13 protein-coding genes are annotated in these 18674 nt (G+C 44.6%); 10 read left to right on the forward strand and 3 right to left on the reverse strand.

Going from position 1 to position 18674, the window contains the following annotated elements; translation table 11 throughout:
- Positions 1-37: 37 nt before the first annotated feature.
- Both ACVA6Q_RS13185 and ACVA6Q_RS13190 read right to left on the reverse strand, forming a co-directional pair.
- The gene (locus ACVA6Q_RS13185; protein ID WP_042501899.1) at positions 38-808 is read right to left on the reverse strand and encodes an ABC transporter ATP-binding protein; all 771 of its coding nucleotides are present in this window, start codon (positions 806-808) and stop codon (positions 38-40) included.
- 443 nt (positions 809-1251) lie between these two features.
- Entirely contained in the window at positions 1252-2826 is a 1575-nt protein-coding gene (locus tag ACVA6Q_RS13190; protein WP_446647824.1) for a hypothetical protein, read from the reverse strand.
- Between the two features lie 428 nt (positions 2827-3254).
- Here ACVA6Q_RS13190 and ACVA6Q_RS13195 point away from each other — a divergent pair, with 428 nt between their 5' ends.
- From ACVA6Q_RS13195 to ACVA6Q_RS13210, 4 genes are all read left to right on the forward strand, one after another.
- Complete coding sequence (locus tag ACVA6Q_RS13195; protein WP_353496568.1) at positions 3255-4802, forward strand: DUF3360 family protein; 1548 nt, start codon at positions 3255-3257, stop codon at positions 4800-4802.
- A 261-nt stretch (positions 4803-5063) separates the two neighbouring features.
- Positions 5064-7340 carry a formate C-acetyltransferase gene (gene pflB / locus ACVA6Q_RS13200; protein ID WP_446647825.1) on the forward strand — a complete coding sequence of 759 codons (2277 nt, stop codon included), beginning with the start codon at positions 5064-5066 and terminating at the stop codon, positions 7338-7340.
- Positions 7341-7566: 226 nt separating this feature from the next.
- Positions 7567-8547, forward strand: a complete 981-nt coding sequence (locus ACVA6Q_RS13205; RefSeq protein WP_446647826.1) for a lipid A deacylase LpxR family protein — start codon at positions 7567-7569, stop codon at positions 8545-8547.
- Between the two features lie 139 nt (positions 8548-8686).
- Entirely contained in the window at positions 8687-9319 is a 633-nt protein-coding gene (locus ACVA6Q_RS13210; RefSeq protein WP_446647827.1) for a LysE family translocator, read from the forward strand.
- Positions 9320-9423: 104 nt separating this feature from the next.
- Here the strand turns inward: ACVA6Q_RS13210 and ACVA6Q_RS13215 are convergent, their stop codons facing one another.
- The gene (locus ACVA6Q_RS13215) at positions 9424-11304 is read right to left on the reverse strand and encodes a methyl-accepting chemotaxis protein (protein WP_446647828.1); all 1881 of its coding nucleotides are present in this window, start codon (positions 11302-11304) and stop codon (positions 9424-9426) included.
- A gap of 273 nt (positions 11305-11577) precedes the next feature.
- On the opposite strand from ACVA6Q_RS13215, the gene pflA reads away from it, so the two are divergent.
- From pflA to ACVA6Q_RS13245, 6 genes are all read left to right on the forward strand, one after another.
- Positions 11578-12318, forward strand: a complete 741-nt coding sequence (gene pflA / locus ACVA6Q_RS13220) for a pyruvate formate lyase 1-activating protein (RefSeq protein ID WP_353496572.1) — start codon at positions 11578-11580, stop codon at positions 12316-12318.
- A gap of 186 nt (positions 12319-12504) precedes the next feature.
- On the forward strand, positions 12505-13005 hold the full coding sequence (locus tag ACVA6Q_RS13225) for a YfbU family protein (protein ID WP_446647829.1): 501 nt from the start codon (positions 12505-12507) through the stop codon (positions 13003-13005).
- 285 nt (positions 13006-13290) lie between these two features.
- A complete protein-coding gene (locus ACVA6Q_RS13230) occupies positions 13291-15225 on the forward strand; it encodes a PrkA family serine protein kinase (RefSeq protein ID WP_353496574.1) in 1935 nt (644 codons plus the stop codon).
- Positions 15226-15302: 77 nt separating this feature from the next.
- Positions 15303-16574: a YeaH/YhbH family protein gene (locus tag ACVA6Q_RS13235; protein WP_353496575.1), complete on the forward strand. Its 1272-nt coding sequence runs from the start codon at positions 15303-15305 to the stop codon at positions 16572-16574.
- Between the two features lie 11 nt (positions 16575-16585).
- Positions 16586-18118 carry a SpoVR family protein gene (locus tag ACVA6Q_RS13240; protein WP_446647830.1) on the forward strand — a complete coding sequence of 511 codons (1533 nt, stop codon included), beginning with the start codon at positions 16586-16588 and terminating at the stop codon, positions 18116-18118.
- A gap of 153 nt (positions 18119-18271) precedes the next feature.
- Positions 18272-18673, forward strand: a complete 402-nt coding sequence (locus tag ACVA6Q_RS13245) for a hypothetical protein (protein WP_446647831.1) — start codon at positions 18272-18274, stop codon at positions 18671-18673.
- The last annotated feature ends 1 nt before the right edge of the window (position 18674 follow it).

Genomic DNA, 18674 nt, shown 5'->3' on the forward strand with positions numbered 1-18674 from the left:
TTTTTCTGGGTCTTAGCCCAGAAGGCCATCTTCTATATTAGTAGATAGATGAAATAAATTGTTGTAGACGCTCTGATTCTGGGTTGGTGAACAGTTTTGCTGGGTCGCCCTGCTCTTCTACTCGGCCTTGGTGCAAGAACATCACGTGGTTAGATACGTCACGAGCAAACGCCATTTCGTGTGTTACTACGAGCATGGTTCTGCCTTCTTCCGCCAGATCTTGCATAACGCCTAAGACTTCACCGACCAATTCAGGGTCAAGAGCCGAGGTTGGCTCATCGAACAGCATTACTTCTGGCTCCACCGCCAATGCGCGCGCAATCGCTGCACGTTGCTGCTGACCGCCTGAAAGGTGTCCTGGATAGTAATCACGGCGCTCATAAAGCCCTACTTTCTTCAGAAGTAGTTCTGCATTTTCGATAGCTTGCGCTTTTGGTACACCCAAAACGTGGATTGGCGCTTCAATGATGTTCTCAAGAACGGTCATGTGCGACCAAAGATTGAAACCCTGAAAAACCATCGCCAAGCGAGAACGGATTCGCTGAACTTGTTTTTCATTAGCAGGAAGTGACTCGCCCTGACGGTTTTTCTTCATTTGGATCAATTCACCATTAACCCAAATTTCACCCTCTGTTGGCGTTTCCAGTAGGTTGATACAACGTAGAAAGGTGCTCTTCCCGGAGCCTGATGAGCCAATAATTGAGATGACATCACCTTTATGTGCAGCAAGGGAAATCCCTTTTAAAACTTCATTTTGACCAAAGGTCTTGTGCAGTTCTTTTATGTCCAGCGCGGGTACTTCATTCATGCGCTTGTGCTCCCTGTATATTATTGACTGCTAAGCCTATTTGCTAGGCAAAGGTACTCCGACCTTTTATTTATTCGATACAAGCTAGCACTAGAAAGTATAACTTGCAACAAACTATTAACCTGTATTTGTTGACTACGCAGGCATTGTATCTGACAAATTATGCAAATTGAAGTTTTTATCGCTGGAAAATGTGAATAAAGTTTACTGAATGCTGCACATTTAGTCACTGGTGATTTTTTGTTCTTTTGTGCGTTTTATTGCATCTTTGTTACGGACAAGAAGCCTAAAACAGATGGATCATCCAACTAAGTGAAGCCAAGTAGTTTATTAGCCTAACTAATAGACCATTAGCACATAGAATGGTCTAGTTGAGTTTTTTGATAGTTAGATCAAAAAAAGCCCTCTCGTGGTGAGAGGGCTTGTCGCTTTATTAACTTTGTTTAGCGTGTACTGCCTTGAACTTGACTTACATTTCCACCCATAACATTTGAATATGACTGTACAACCCGGCTAAACACAGGAACTACCCCCGTGTAATCTACGAACTCATCAGCTTGGAAGTCGTACAGATCAGTCATTTTCGCGTAGTCAGAATGATTAGTCATAAAGAACTGACCTGCGTCTTTAGAGTCAACTGTAGAAGCTAACAATGAAACCTCTACGATATCCGTAGCAGCAGTGAAGTTAATGTCTACATTATTATTAGAAGGCTTCATCATTGGTTGTTGTGTGCCTGCCATCGCGTAGATAGTCTGTGAAAATGGCCTTGGGATAGACGTTGTAGTGTATGTTCTTACTTGATATCTAGCCAACTTGTATGTCGAATCAAAGCTAGCTTGGGAGAAACAATAGCCAAATCCCGTATTGCTACATGAACTTATTGTAAGTGCTGAACTACTTCCATGTGACGGTGCACTGAAATTAATTGCTGTGCCATCAATATTGTAAAGTCCGTTAAAGTTCCAGTTGCTCGTTGTAGTGCCTTCGACATCTAATGCCCATTTTTGAATAGGAGCGATATCAGCATAAGCATACGACGAAGAATCACCGTAGATTGGTTGCCACTTATACAGGTCACCATCATTTTGAACGACGACTTGACCACCTTCGAAAGCTGTTAAACCGCTGTGACTAAAGCTGACACTAGGAGCACCTACTTCATCTAATGTTACGGGAGTTGCACCAGAAGAGTTACCGTTAAAATAAATAGATTTCGAATCAACAAATGCAAAACCATTCATACCTTTCAAGCTTGAAGAAGTCCCGTTACCAGAACTAGATTGTGTACTTTGCGCATACGCGGTCAAAAGAACCTTTTGACTGTTTGGGTTCTTAGATACAACAGGAATATCACGAGCAGAATCTGTATGGCTTGTAATCTCGCCTAAGCGCGAACCATTCGCTAAATAACCTTGCGTAGCTCCAACAACGACCACGCTGGTTGCTGCTGTATCATCTAGATCCGCTGAACGGAACAAATCATCACCGCTACCAGTAACACATCGATTAGATGAAGCTTGATTATTGCGAACCGCTATTGTCATGTTCTGCAGCAAGTCTCTATGAACTGATAAAGAGTGGACAGACAGGTCTTCTACAGTAGTGCCACTCTCTTCCTCAATTGTAAGGAATCCATTGGTGGGAACTTTAGACATGTTTAAGCTAATTTGACCATTACCATTTGGGCGATAGCTTGTTGAATCTGTAATGTTGCCATTTTCGTCATGAATTAGGATATTGAAGTTACTATCGGCCACCACTCCGTATACATAAGTTTTTTCATCAACAGCGTTCATCGCAGTTAGCATACTACTCACTATACCCGGCTGCTCGTATTCACCATAGATTGCGCAATTAGAAGGGATGTTTTTTCCTAGATCTCTCTCTAATTTTACAAAAGATATCGTATAGACCGTGGGAGCAGGTGCTGAACTACCACCACCACCGCCACCACCACAGCCAACCATGGCTCCTGAAATTGCTGCGACGAGTGGCAACATTACTGCTTTTTTCATAGTTACATTCCTAATTCATATCCTGGCGGCAAAGTGTTGCCACTCTCTCTCATATGCTGTCAGTGTCGCAAACTCTGTGCCAAGTTTTTCTAGCGACGATAAAACGTGCAATTCACTTTATGAATGTAATTGGAATGTAGGGAAAGTTACTGAAAGTCAGTTACGGAGATTGTTAATAAAGTGCGCCAATTCAAACAACTGTTGTAGTTTTCTTTCACATTTTTTCTTAAAGTGATCAAGATCAATCAAGGCGTTAGTGTTGCTTGTTAGACTCGGCAGCATTGATATAGCACGAATTATTCACCCGACTTTTAGAATGTTGTCTATCCTTAGCACGTTAACCACGTGCACCTCCTAGCCGAGGCGAACGGTGAATTGAGTTCGCATATCAAGCCAAACGACTAACTTTATATATAAATGAGGAATCTATGTCAGACGCAGTTAACAAAGCGCATTCTGATTCGGATATCGAGACTAAGAGCTATCAAGAGCTTCACCGTCCAGCATCTGAGTTTGCCAGCCGCTCTGAATACCTAGACCACGAACTTCAAATCATGAAACCGCGCCGCTTTGGTCTTAACCTACCAGGCCGCGACTTCCGCTTTGAACTCGAAGATTTGGTACCTGCTCTAGCTGGTACTATCGGCATTATCGCAATGTACTCAGCGGTAATGATGTCATGGGCAGACGGTCTAACCGCCGCTTGGGATCACGTAAACCTTGGCAAAGAATTTGCCATCGAGGTAGCTCGTGTTGAAATGCTAATCCCAGCGTTATTGTTCTGTATTCTCGCATCAGGTTTCATCAACCCACGTGCCAACCTTGCAGGTAACCATGGCCCGATGATTCCGCTTATCGGTTCTATCGCGCTTGCCGGTGCTCACCCTCTTGCTCTTGCTATTCTTCTTGGTGTGTTCGGTCTGCTACTTAGCTACTTTAAAGGTGGTTCTAAGCTGGTTAACCTCACCTCTCAAGGTACTGCAGGTGGCCTCTTAATCTTCCTAGGCTTTACCGGTACTATGAGCCAAATCGGTTCAATCCAAGAGTGGGCGGTAAGTCTTCAGTCTGCGGACATTGAAGCTGGCAGCATGGGTTACATTGGTCTAATCGTATTAGGCATCAACATTGCTGTTTACGCATACCTTGCAAAAATCAACATGCGTTGGTTGGCAATCCCAGTATGTGCGGTAACAGGTCTACTTCTTGCACTTGGTTTAGGTGCAGGCTTCGACTTGACGTTTGAAACGGAAATGGGTCTACCTAACCTTAACCCAGTTTACTGGTGGGGCAGCACAGAAGAAGGTTGGATGCTAGGTCTTCCTAACCTACAACACTTCATTGCCTCTCTACCGTTTGCGATTCTTGCTGTAGCGATGTGGTCTCCTGACTTCCTAGGTCACCGTATCTTCCAAGAGCTGAACTACCCACGTAAGACTGAAAAAGTTCTTATGGACGTTGATGACACTATGACTATGTGTTCTGTGCGTCAGATGGTTGGTACGGCAGTGGGTGGTGGTAACATCACGTCTTCTTGGGGTACTTACATGATCCCAGCTGCTATCGCTAAGCGTCCTATTCCAGGCGGTGCGATCCTTCTTGGTTCACTATGTATCATCGTGGCAATCCTTGGTTTCCCAATGGACGTTGCGGTATGGCCACCAGTAATGCGTATTGCTCTACTGGTAGGTGTATTCCTTCCGCTACTAGAAGCGGGCATGCAGATGGTTAAAGAGACTAAAGATTCTCAAGCTGCGGGTATCTGTATCTTTGCATCGGTAGTTGCAAACCCAGTACTAGCATGGGCTCTGACCATGTTCCTAGATAATAATGGCCTGATCGGTGACAAAGAGCGTGCTTCTCGTCTATCTTTTGTAGATAAGATTGTCATCCCAGTCGGTGTATTTGTAATCTGTCTAGTAGCAATGCTTGCTGTAGGTATGCTAGAAGGCCAGTACGGTATTCCAGCTTTCCTATAATATCTAGTTGATTATTTGGGCAGTGACATTCACTGCCCAAATTTTTATCACAGTTTTTTAAGGTTTATTGATTTAGTTTAAGTTTTACAATTTATTTTTAGTGTAGGCTTGATTTTAACGTCAGGAATGACAATATCTATAACCATACTAACCATAAGTGGTTATACGATATTTTTATTCAATGGTACTGGCTCTTCCTCTGAAGGGCATGCGTATAAAACGCACAGTACGTGTTTTTTCTACTAAAAAGGTAGGTATGTCATGGCAGAGCAATTTGCTAAAGCTTGGGAAGGTTTTGCTGCAGGTGACTGGCAAAACGAAGTAAACGTACGTGACTTCATTCAGAAGAACTACGCTCCTTATGAAGGCGACGAGTCTTTCCTAGTTTCTGAAGGTACTGAAGCGACTAACACGCTTTGGGCTAAAGTAATGGAAGGTATCAAGCAGGAAAACAGCACTCACGCTCCTGTTGATTTTGATACTTCTGTTATCTCTACCATCACTTCACATGATGCGGGCTACATCAACAAAGACCTAGAAACAATCGTTGGTCTACAAACTGAAGCGCCTCTTAAGCGTGCAATCATGCCTAACGGCGGCGTGCGCATGATCGAAGGTTCTTGTAAAGCATACGGTCGTACGCTTGACCCACAAGTATCTAAAATCTACTCAGAGTACCGTAAAACACACAACCAAGGTGTTTTCGATGTTTACTCTCCTGACATCCTAAAATGTCGTAAGTCTGGCGTTTTGACTGGTCTTCCAGATGCATATGGCCGTGGTCGTATCATCGGTGACTACCGTCGTGTAGCACTGTACGGTGTAGACTTCCTAATGAAGGACAAAGTTGCTCAGTTCCACTCTACTCAAGAGAAACTAGAAGCTGGCGACGATCTACAAATGACTATGCAGTTGCGTGAAGAGCTTCAAGAGCAACACCGCGCACTAGGTCAACTAAAAGAAATGGCAGCTTCTTACGGCTTCGACATTTCTGGTCCTGCGACGACTGCACAAGAAGCAATCCAGTGGACTTACTTCGGTTACCTAGCTGCTGTTAAATCTCAAAACGGCGCGGCAATGTCTCTAGGTCGTACTTCGACTTTCCTAGACGTTTACGTTGAGCGTGATATCGCTGCAGGTCTTATCACTGAAGAACAAGCTCAGGAAATGATCGACCACTTCGTAATGAAGCTACGTATGGTTCGCTTCCTACGTACTCCTGAGTACGATGAGCTATTCTCTGGCGACCCAATCTGGGCAACAGAATCTATGGGTGGTATGGGTGTTGACGGTCGTACGCTTGTTACGCGTACAAACTTCCGTTTCCTAAACACGCTATACACTATGGGTCCTTCTCCAGAGCCAAACATCACTGTACTTTGGTCTGAGCAGCTGCCTGTTGGCTTCAAGAAGTTCTGTGCGAAGGTATCTATCGATACTTCTTCTATCCAGTACGAGAACGATGACCTAATGCGTCCAGATTTCGACAACGATGACTACGCTATCGCTTGTTGTGTATCGCCAATGGTTATCGGTAAGCACATGCAGTTCTTTGGCGCTCGTGCAAACCTAGCTAAAACTCTTCTATACGTTATCAACGGCGGTGTAGATGAGAAGCTTAAGATCCAAGTTGGTCCTAAGACTGAAGCAATGACTGACGAAGTTCTAGACTTCGACAAAGTTTGGGCTGGTCTAGACAACTTCATGGATTGGCTAGCAACACAATACGTGACTGCACTGAACGCTATCCACTACTCACACGACAAGTACAGCTACGAAGCAGCTCTAATGGCACTTCATGACCGTGACGTACGTCGTACTATGGCATGTGGTATTGCTGGTCTATCTGTTGCAGCTGACTCTCTATCTGCTATCAAATACGGCCAAGTTAAGCCTATCCGTGACGAAGACGGTATCGCAATCGACTTCGACATCTCTGGCGACTACCCTAAATTTGGTAACAACGACGCACGTGTTGATGACATGGCTTGTGAGCTAGTAACTAGCTTCATGAACAAGATCCGTAAGCTTAAGACTTACCGTGACGCAGTACCTACACAGTCTATCCTTACTATCACTTCAAACGTGGTTTATGGTAAGAAAACTGGTACTACTCCAGACGGTCGTAAAGCAGGCGCTCCATTCGCTCCAGGTGCAAACCCAATGCACGGTCGCGACGAGAAAGGTGCTGTAGCTTCTCTTACTTCTGTAGGTAAACTACCGTTTGCTGACGCTAAAGATGGTATCTCGTACACCTTCTCTATCGTTCCAAACGCACTAGGTAAAGAAGAAGATTCACAACGTTCTAACCTTGCTGGTCTAATGGATGGTTACTTCCACCACGAAACTGGCGTTGAAGGTGGTCAACACCTAAACGTGAACGTTCTTAACCGTGAAACTCTAGAAGACGCAGTTAAGCACCCTGAGAAGTACCCTCAGCTAACAATCCGTGTATCTGGTTACGCTGTACGCTTTAACTCTCTAACTACAGAGCAGCAAGCTGACGTAATCGCACGTACGTTCACTGAATCTCTATAATCCCCGATTATACTGATTGAGATAAAAACCTCGCTTCGGCGAGGTTTTTTTATGCCCCTCGTATATCATTTACATCCATTCTTACCCACTAAGAATTCGTTACAAATAATCGACGTTGTTAGACCTTTATGACTCATAGATCACTGACGTCTCATTTCTAAACGTGTCACAATTACTTTACATAACTACATCTCTACTAGCCGTATTTGAAGAGAGTCGACACATCATGAAAATCTTAATCGCTTTGCCTGTGCTTCTCGCCAGCAGCTGTGTGCTTGCTTCTGAGCGATCTACCCTTTCATTTTCTCTAGACAACGATGGAATTTGGGGTACCGATGAAGACTACACTAACGGAATTTTCCTTTCCTATACCAGTGGTGCCATCACGCCCTGGTCGATTTTTAAACCCCTAAGTCTCTCCTATTGGGGGGCTGCTTCACTTGATAAAGTTGAATTCCAGCTTGGTCACAAGATGTGGACACCTTCCGATATAGAATCAGAGGTTCCCATCGCTAACGACCGCCCTTACGCTGGCTATTTTCATGGTGAGTTAAATTACATTAGCTTGCACCCGCAGCAGGCACAGCGATTTAACGTGACTTTAGGTAGTACTGGTGAAGGCTCTTTTGCAAGAAGAGCTCAGCAGTTAGTCCACTCCCTTGTAGGCTCGAAGGAGCCGAAAGGTTGGGCATATCAAATTGAAGATAGAGTCGTTGGCAGTGTCGGTTATCTAACACACCTAAACTTAAAGCGAGATCCTTTGTTTGGTAATACTAGCTGGGAAGTCTCGAATGTCACCGAAGCCAACTTGGGTAATTTTAGAAGCGATGTTTCAACTGGGATGATGGTTCGATTTGGTTCAGAGCTTGGTGGCAACTTCGGTGCGGCAAACATCGGTACAGAAAACCCATTTAAAGCCGGTATGATCGGTGCTTCGAACCGCGGTTGGTTTACTTACTTCGGCGTGAAAGCCCGTTATCGATTCAATGATATTACTATCGAGGGTGACCGTCCTGGTATACCAGAACCAAGTGATGCCTATGACGTGACACTTCAACCAATTCAAAGCGAAGCTGTGTTAGGTGCAACATGGTATAACGCCTATGTAGGGGTAAACGTCTTTGCAGGAGCGAAATCCGCCGAGTACAAAGAAGCGTCGAAATCACTGTATGGCAACGGTGGGATTTCAATGTTTGCGTTTTTTTAATACTGCAGGAAATTTTATGCTCAGATACTAGGTATTAGTAGAACTGTGTCATACGCAAAACAACTATTTAACATTTGTAATCGTTATGAAAAACACTTTACACTGAGTTAACCCAAGAAAATAAGAAATACGAGGGTTCATGCCAGATATCTTAGCATTTACGTTGATCGTTGCCCTGTTAGTGATGTCACCCGGCCCTAACGGTGTACTAATCCTCCGAACAACGTCGTTGTATGGACAACAACCAGCACTTTTTACTATTTTCGGCTTCATTTTAGCCATGTCTTTGCAAGCGAGCTTGGGAGTGTTTGGGATTTCCGCCATTTTGATGAGCGCCCCCATCGTCTTTGATACGTTAAGGTATATCGGCGGTGGGTACTTTCTATATATTGGTTCAAAAATGCTTATCGGGTCTTTTCGAACCGTTGACACCGAATTGCCAACACACCTTAAACATTACGCGCCTCCGAAAAGGCGAAAGTCGCTTTTCGAAGGGTTTATCACTCAGTTTTCAAACCCGAAAGGAATACTGTTTTATTTGGCAGCATTTCCTCAATTTCTAAATTTTGATAACTTCTCTTACCTTGAAGCGTATACCTTAGTCGCCATACATGGTTTCATGCTACTTACTTGGTTCTATCTGCTTTCACGAATAGTTTTAAAAATGACCGGTAATATCAAAAGTTCGGGATTCGGTCGCTGGGTCAATCGACTAGCAGGTGGGGTGATGATCTACTTTGCTGGGGTGTTATTTTTTCAATCGTTAGTATGACCACAGACTTAAGTTAGTCTTAATATCTTTATGCACTCCGTTTTGTCATTCTCATCAGTTGGGCATACATCCACATGTATGCCCTTTTTGCTGTTTATGTTCACCTAAACAGTCTTGAAGCGTTCGCACTCTTGATAAAGCTCCGTCGATCGCTTATCAACACCATCACTAGTTTGTTTTAGGCTTTGGCTACTTGTCTCCAGCTCACCCATAGACTCATTGATTTGAGACATGTTGCTCGCCATTGATTGAGATGTAGTCGCTAACTCTTTCACCGAGGAAAAAATCACTTCCGTCTGGGCGCTCGCTTCTTGCGCTTTATTCATGATCTCTTCAAGCGCAGCTTTCGCTTGGTTGCCTTGCTCTCTTCCTGATTGCATCGAGGAATCGGATTGAGCAATGAACTGTATCACCTGCGTGCTCTCTTGCTTCATAGTGTCTATGGTGCCAGATATCTCTTCCACCGCTTGAACCGTTCTTACAGCAAGACTTCGCACTTCATCCGCAACAACGGCAAAACCACGGCCTTGCTCCCCAGCCCTTGCCGCTTCTATCGCTGCATTCAACGCCAGCAAGTTGGTTTGCTCTGCAATGCCATTAATGATTTCCATTACTGAGTCAATCTTTTGCGATGCCTGCTCTAGCTGCTCAATATGAGTGGCCGCATCTTCTAAAATGGCGCCTACTTGCTCAAAGGAGGCAATCGTATCCACGATAATCTCACCACCCGCCTGAGCGGACTCAGCCGACGTTTTACTAATGCTTGCCACGTATTCTAGTGACCCCGAGATTTCTTGCGTTGTGACACTCACTTCTTCGGTTGCAGAAGCAAGCAGTTGGGTTTGCTCAATAACTTGGCTCTGATGCTGGCGTAATTGATTAATGCCAGTATCCAGCTCTCCCGAGTTGTTAGACAACTGCTGACTATTGACCTTCACTCCATCGACCAAGGTACCTAGATTTTCACAGCTAACGTTAATCGCTTTCTTCAATTGATTAAACTCATCGCGACTATTACTGCTGACCGGAAGTCGCGTTGATAGGTCGCCCTTCTCTACCTTCTTGAGCGCATTCAACGTCTGCTTTAAAGAGCGAGCTAAAGATACATTCATCGTTAAAAAGATCGCTGTAGTAAATAGTGCTAGGAGCGCACAGGCAATACCCACCGAGATTTGGGTCATGCTTGAAACCTGGTTCGCCTCTTGGTTTAACGTCTGAGCTTGTTGATTGAGCGCTAATGCGGCACTGTCAAATGCAGCTAACGTCGTAGCTTGTGCTTGATCGAGCTTAGTTTCAAGGCCAACTAAAGTACCCGAGAGTTCAACAACTCGAGTAAAGCCAAGCTCTAAGGCTTTGACTTCTCTCTCGTACAACTCAAGCATGGCATAGGTATTTGAAGCGTTAACAAACCCAGCCAATGCACGCTTAAAACCTTTCTCATTCTGCTCATTTGGGTCGATTAGATACTCTTGCAAACTGGTGACGACTTTTTGAAAGTCCGACGTCAATGTCACCATGCCCGTCTCTTTAATCGCCGCATCGATTTTGACATTGTTTTGCTGAAGCTGTTCCAACAAGCCATCATTAATCGAAAAACCTAACTCAGACTTCAAGGTTAACCAAGGGCTCAAGTTGAAGATAAACGACTCGAGCGAACTAGAGATCGTATCACTTTCCGCTTGTAAGCCCGCGCTTTGCAACACAGCTAAATCTTGCTCCGCACTCGTTTCTAGCTCATCCATACTGTTCTCAAACGCGTCCATTCCTTCAGCAGATAGGGTCGTGCGGCGATTGACCGTATCCATGAGTAGAACTTGAGTCGAAGCAAGATGTGCACTGGCTCTATTCATTCCACTACTGGTGGTAAATTTGTCATTTAAACTGGCGAGCGAGTTAAAGATAAACAGCACCAAAATGATGAACCCTGACCACAGAGTGAGCATCGAGAATAAGGTTTTTTGTTTTTGTGATAAAGCAACTTCCATGTGTACCCCTTATAGCGACAAGCGTGTTGGCCTAGCGACCAAAACAAACGGCGGCATTCACAACCAATCAAATTGGTCTAGACTAAGCAAACTAGCAATCTATGTACCACTTATTAATAATATAATTAACAACGCTATAACATTATCACTCCATGAGCAACAGAAGCCGTTTATTGATCGATACAGACTATGAATGGGAGTCCACTTTTCCTGTTGTAGGGTGTGGTTTTGTAATAAAATGACCGGTAAAAATAAGTTAGTAGAGAAGAGCATATGTCAACAACAGGTCGCATTCACTCATTCGAATCCTGTGGTACTGTCGATGGACCGGGTATTCGTTTTATTGTCTTTATGCAAGGCTGTCTTATGCGCTGCAAGTATTGCCATAACCGTGATACTTGGGATACGCATGACGGCAAAGAAATCAACGTCGATGAGCTAATCAAAGAGGCGAAATCTTACCGCCACTTTATGAATGCATCTGGCGGTGGTGTGACTTGCTCTGGGGGTGAAGCCATGCTTCAACCAGAATTTGTTCGTGACTTCTTTAGAGCAGCGCAAGCGGAAGGCATCCATACCTGTCTCGATACTAACGGCTATATCCGCAAACACACCGATGTCGTAGACGAAGTCCTTGAAGCGACCGATCTTGTGATGCTTGACCTAAAACACATGAAAGATGAAATCCACCAAGATTTCATTGGCGTATCAAACCGCCGCGTGTTGGACTTTGCTCGCTACCTTCACAAAATTGGTCAAAAAACGTGGATCCGTTATGTGGTTGTACCTGGCTACACCGACGATCCTGAAGCGGCTCACATGCTGGGTGAATTCATCAAAGACATGGACAACATCGAGAAGGTTGAGCTTTTGCCGTACCATAAACTCGGTGCGCACAAGTGGGAAGCGCTTGGTTTTGATTACCCATTGGAAGGTGTACAGCCACCGAAAAAAGAAGTGATGGATGAAATTCAAAGTATCCTGCTTCAGTACACAGACACCGTCAAATACTAATCTGAACCCAAACGCGCCACGCGTTTACCTGTAAGGCTTTGACACGAAAAAAACGCGCTAGAAGGCGCGTTTTTTGTCATAAATATGTGTTGAGATCATGTTATAAGTCATACATATACTGTTAATCTGTCGATAATTCGTATTCATACATAAACTTATTAGAAAGAATTTAGTGAGGCTCTCAACATGGAAATGACAAACGCTCAACGTCTAATCCTATCTAACCAATACTACCTGATGGCGAAACTAACGCCTGAGAATGCGGCGAAGTACCATCGCCTTCAAACCATTGTAGAACGTGGCTATGAGCTGCAAATGCGCGAGATGAACAAAGAGTTCGGCTGCCTTGTTGAAGATGAATGTCGTGAAGTTATAGACATCATGGAAATGTACCACGCGATGCAAGAATCAAACAAAATGCTTTCTGAAGAAGACCGTAAAGATGTAGACCAGCGTCGTCTGCAGTTCTTAGGCTTCGATATCGCAACAGAAGCACAACTAGTGAACTATGTTCGATTCCTAGTTGACTCTGAAGGCCTATACCCTCAGTTCGACAAGGGTGACCACCACTTTAACAGCCATGTTCCTATGCTCGACAAATACCGTCGTATGCTGGTTACGTGGAGAAACTGCCCACGTCAATATCACCTATCAAGCGCAGAATTCCGTCAGATTTTTAACGCTTAAGACGTTTTTGAAGCGACTTAAGTCGTATTTTATGAAAAATACCCGCCATTATGAGCGGGTATTTTTTTGAGATTTTTTTTCTAATCACACGGTCATCTCCCATAGTTAGGACTTACGTACTATTAGTGAGACTGGGGTGATTTTTCCTGCAATTACCAAGGGACTTTGTAAATAAATGCATAATTGTTAAGCATTAATCTGAAAACCCTACTAGTCTTTAAATTGACATGGAGTCGCATTGTATATGTGTTGACAGTCAGCTTTGCAGGTTAAGGGGAATCAGCTATGAGTATTTTCGATCATTATCAAACGCGTTATGAAGCCGCAAAAGATGAAGAGTTATCAATTCAGGAATTCTTAGCTCTATGTAAAGACGATAAAAGTGCTTATGCCAACGCTGCCGAACGTCTTCTACTCGCTATCGGCGAGCCTGAAGTCATCGACACGGCGCAAGATCCACGCTTAAGTCGTATCTTCTCAAATCGTATTATCTCTCGTTACAAAACCTTTGAAGACTTTTATGGCATGGAAGACGCCATTGAGCAAATTGTGTCGTATCTAAAACACGCTGCGCAAGGTCTTGAAGAACGCAAACAAATTCTATACTTACTCGGCCCTGTGGGTGGTGGTAAATCATCTCTCGCCGAGAAACTTAAAGCGCTCATGCAGAAGATGCCAATCTATGTGCTTTCTGCAAACGGAGAACGCAGTCCAGTCAGTGATCACCCATTCTGTCTATTCGATGTAAACGAAGACGGTGACCTACTGAAAAGCGAGTATGGCATCGAGAAGCGCTACTTGCGCTCTATCATGTCGCCGTGGGCAGCAAAACGTCTACATGAATTCGGTGGTGACATTACTAAGTTTAAAGTAGTGAAGGTACGACCATCAATTCTAGACCAAGTCGCCATAGCCAAAACTGAGCCGGGCGATGAAAACAACCAAGATATCTCAGCATTAGTTGGTAAAGTCGATATTCGCCAACTAGAGCACTACTCTCAAGACGATCCAGACGCCTACAGTTATTCCGGTGCACTTTGTCGAGCCAACCAAGGCTTGATGGAATTCGTTGAGATGTTCAAAGCGCCAATCAAAGTATTACACCCGCTTCTAACCGCGACTCAAGAAGGCAACTACAACGGTACCGAAGGTCTATCTGCCCTACCATTTGATGGCATGATCCTCGCTCACTCGAATGAGTCCGAGTGGCAGACGTTCCGTAACAACAAAAACAACGAGGCGTTCTTAGACCGTGTTTACATCGTTAAAGTACCTTATTGTTTGCGAGTCTCAGAAGAAGTCAAAATCTACCAAAAACTCCTTGAAAACAGTGAGCTATCTAAAGCACCTTGCTCACCAAGTACTTTAGAGTTACTTGGTCAGTTCAGTGTCCTTTCTCGCTTGAAAGAGCCAGAAAACTCATCATTATTCTCGAAAATGCGCGTTTATGATGGTGAAACGCTGAAAGATACCGATCCGAAAGCGAAGAGCTATCAAGAGTACCGCGACTATGCGGGTGTGGATGAAGGCATGTCCGGTCTCTCTACCCGTTTCGCATTTAAGATCTTGTCTCGCGTCTTCAACTTCGATCAAACAGAAGTTGCCGCAAACCCGGTTCACCTGTTCTATGTCGTTGAGCAACAAATCGAACGCGAACAGTTCCCACAAGAAGTGGGTGAGAAATACCTTGAGTTCTTGAAAGGTTACTTAGTACCTCGCTATGTTGAGTTCATCGGTAAAGAAATTCAGACCGCTTACTTAGAGTCATACTCTGAGTACGGCCAAAACATCTTTGACCGCTACGTCACCTACGCTGACTTCTGGATCCAAGACCAAGAGTATCGAGATCCAGAAACAGGCCAGCTATTTGATCGTGCTTCTCTTAACGAAGAGCTAGAGAAGATCGAGAAGACAGCAGGGATCAGTAACCCGAAAGATTTCCGTAATGAGATTGTGAACTTCGTGCTACGTGCGCGTGCGAATAACAATGGCTCTAACCCGGTTTGGACGAGCTATGAGAAGCTACGTACCGTTATCGAGAAGAAAATGTTCTCGAACACTGAAGAGCTGCTTCCTGTTATCTCGTTCAACGCGAAAACGTCTTCAGAAGACCAGCGCAAACACGATGATTTCGTCAATCGCATGATGGAAAAAGGCTACACCGAGAAGCAAGTCAGATTGCTGTCTGAGTGGTACTTGAGAGTTCGTAAATCCTCATAGCCCCACCTGACTGATAAGTTGCAGCCCCGAGCGCGTGCTCGGGTGCTGTATGGTGAGGGGAAGACAGGGAGTTACTCATGGCACAATTTATTGATAGACGCTTAAACGGCAAGAACAAAAGCGCCGTTAACAGACAGCGTTTTCTGCGCAGACATAAGCAGAAAATCAAAGAGTCAGTGACCGATGCCGTCAATCGTCGCTCGATCACGAACACGGAAACGGGTGAAGACGTTTCTATTCCAAGCAAAGACCTCAACGAGCCTATTTTTCATCAAGGGCAAGGAGGCGTAAAAGAGCGCGTCCATCCTGGTAACGACCAATTTATTACCGGTGATAAAATTGAACGTCCACCTAAAGGCGGTCAAGGAGGTGGTGCGGGTCAAGGCGAAGCCAGTCCTGATGGTGAGGGTGAAGACGAATTTGTATTCCAGATTTCGAAAGACGAATATCTCGATATTTTGTTCGAAGATCTCGCTCTGCCTAATCTAAAGAAAAACCAAATCAACAAAATCAAAGAGTGGAAAACTCATCGCGCTGGTTACCAAACAGCGGGTATGCCCTCTAATATCGCTATTGTGCGCTCACTACAGCAATCACTCGCGCGTCGAACGGCGATGACCGCTGGCAAGCGTAAGATGCTTGATGAGCTCAACAGGCAGCTTGATGAGATTAAAATCAGCGAGCCTGCTCAACCCATGGAAGAGAAGCGACTCAAAGAAGAGATCGCATCGCTTCGCAAAAAAATCGACAGTGTGCCGTTTATCGACACCTTCGACCTACGCTTCAAAAACTACGAAAAACGTCCTGTCCCATCCAGCCAAGCAGTTATGTTCTGTTTGATGGATGTATCAGGCTCTATGGATCAAGCAACAAAAGACATCGCTAAACGCTTCTATGTCTTGCTGTACTTGTTCTTAACACGAACCTATGAAAACGTCGAAGTGGTGTTCATTCGCCACCATACTCAAGCCAAAGAAGTCGACGAACATGAGTTTTTCTATTCCCAAGAAACCGGTGGCACCATCGTTTCTAGCGCATTAAAACTCATGAAAGAAATCGTAGAAGACCGCTACCCAACCGGAGAGTGGAACATCTATGCTGCGCAGGCATCCGATGGCGATAACTGGGCCGACGATTCACCGCGTTGTCGCGACTTACTGGTCAACAAACTGCTGCCAGCTTGTCAGTACTATTCATACATCGAGATCACTCGTCGAACTCACCAAACGTTATGGCATGAGTACGAGAAGCTCGAAAATGATTTTGACAACTTTGCGATGAAGAATATTCGTTCGGTAGACGACATATTCCCTGTGTTTAGGGAGTTGTTTCAAAAAGAGACAGCATAGGGAGACGTGCTATGACCACAGAGACTAAGACAAATTCTAAGGTGCTGCCCGATGGTCCAGATTGGACCTTTGATATGCTTGAGCGTTATCACGTTGAGATCAAACGTGTTGCTAAGCATTACAGATTGGACACCTATCCAAATCAAATCGAGGTTATCACCTCGGAGCAAATGATGGATGCCTATTCCAGCATAGGCATGCCCATTAACTACAATCACTGGTCGTTTGGTAAGAAGTTTATCCAAACCGAACAAGGCTACAAACACGGTCAAATGGGTCTGGCGTATGAAATCGTCATTAACTCAGACCCTTGTATAGCCTACCTAATGGAAGAAAACTCGGTCACTATGCAAGCGCTCGTTATGGCACACGCTTGTTATGGGCATAACTCATTCTTTAAAGGCAATTACTTGTTCCAAACCTGGACAGATGCCAGTTCGATCATCGACTACTTGCTGTTTGCCAAAAAGTACATTGCAGATTGCGAGCAAAAGTATGGCGTTGAAGAGGTAGAACAGACTCTCGATTCTTGTCACGCTCTGATGAATTTTGGCGTGGATCGTTATAAGCGACCTGAGAAGATCTCCATCGCGGAAGAGAAAGCCCGTCAAGAAGAGCGCGAATCCTACTTGCAATCTCAGGTCAATGAGCTTTGGAAAACCGTACCTAAAAATCGCACCAAAGAGGAAACACAGAAGGTACGCTTCCCTTCAGAGCCTCAAGAAAACATTCTCTATTTCATTGAAAAAAATGCACCATTACTGGAGCCTTGGCAACGAGAAATCGTACGCATTGTGCGTAAGGTAAGCCAATACTTCTATCCACAAAAGCAGACCCAAGTGATGAACGAAGGCTGGGCGACATTCTGGCATTACACCATTTTGAATCATCTCTACGATGAAGGTTTGGTTTCGGATAAGTTCATCCTAGAGTTTCTGCATAGCCACACAAGTGTTGTCGCACAACCTGCGTACAACAGTCCATACTTTAGCGGTATTAACCCTTATGCGCTTGGCTTTGCCATGTTCCAGGACATTAAACGTATTTGTGAAGATCCGACTGACGAAGACAAAGAGTGGTTCCCAGAGCTCGCAGGAAGCGACTGGTTAGAGGCGGTGCACTTTGCGATGCACAACTTCAAAGACGAGAGTTTTATTAGCCAGTACCTATCACCTCGTTTGATGCGTGAGTTTAAGTTCTTCTCGATACTTGATGATGATCGTAAAAACTTCGTTGAAGTGTCCGCGATTCATGACGAAATGGGCTATCGACAGATTCGAGAAAAACTCGCTGCACAATACAACTTAAGCAACTTAGAGCCGAACATCCAAGTTTACAATGTCGATGTTCGAGGTGACCGTTCTCTCACTTTACAGCACGTTCCACATAACCGCATTCCTCTCGATAAGGGGCACGAAGAGGTGTTGAAACACTTATACCGTTTGTGGGGCTTTGACGTGATTTTGGAAGAAGTGAAAGATTCAGGCCGACGAGAAATATTGGCGACATGCCCTAAACGGGAGCCATATAACGCCAGTATTTAACGAATCAGGTAACCCCTTATTCCCCTTAGGACGTGACCTGAGCCTAAGCGGATTACTGCCTTGCAGTAATCCGCTTAATTTTTTCGGCCTGAGCTTAAGTATACGTGATATAAAGGCGAAGGTAACAACTAGGTTCACTCATTTACGATTAGTATGAAGAAAATATTTTTATCTGTGACAGCACTACTTGCTGCTCTTATCGCCCTACTCGCCTGGGTTTTCATTCCCAACCATGAACGTCTTGGTCCTCAAACCAATATCGTTACACTCAGTGATGAGTTTACGGTTCAGGCTTATCGTGTGTTATCCACCGATCCTGATGCCAACAGCAAGTTCGCCTACTTCATTGTCGCCGGAGAGCGCCCTGTTGATGAGAAAGCGCCGTTCTTGGTCACTTCAGATCAATTTGCTAAAGTCACGGTCACTGGCGGTCAAACAATCCATATTTCACTGCGTGGTCGTGTTCATCAATTTCATAACGATGTATGGGCAGATAAAGGCAATGGACAGCTGGCGCGTTGGTTTGTCAGCTTGGATGCTAACTACACACGATAAC

The sequence above is a fragment of the Vibrio sp. DNB22_10_4 genome (genome assembly GCF_052879755.1).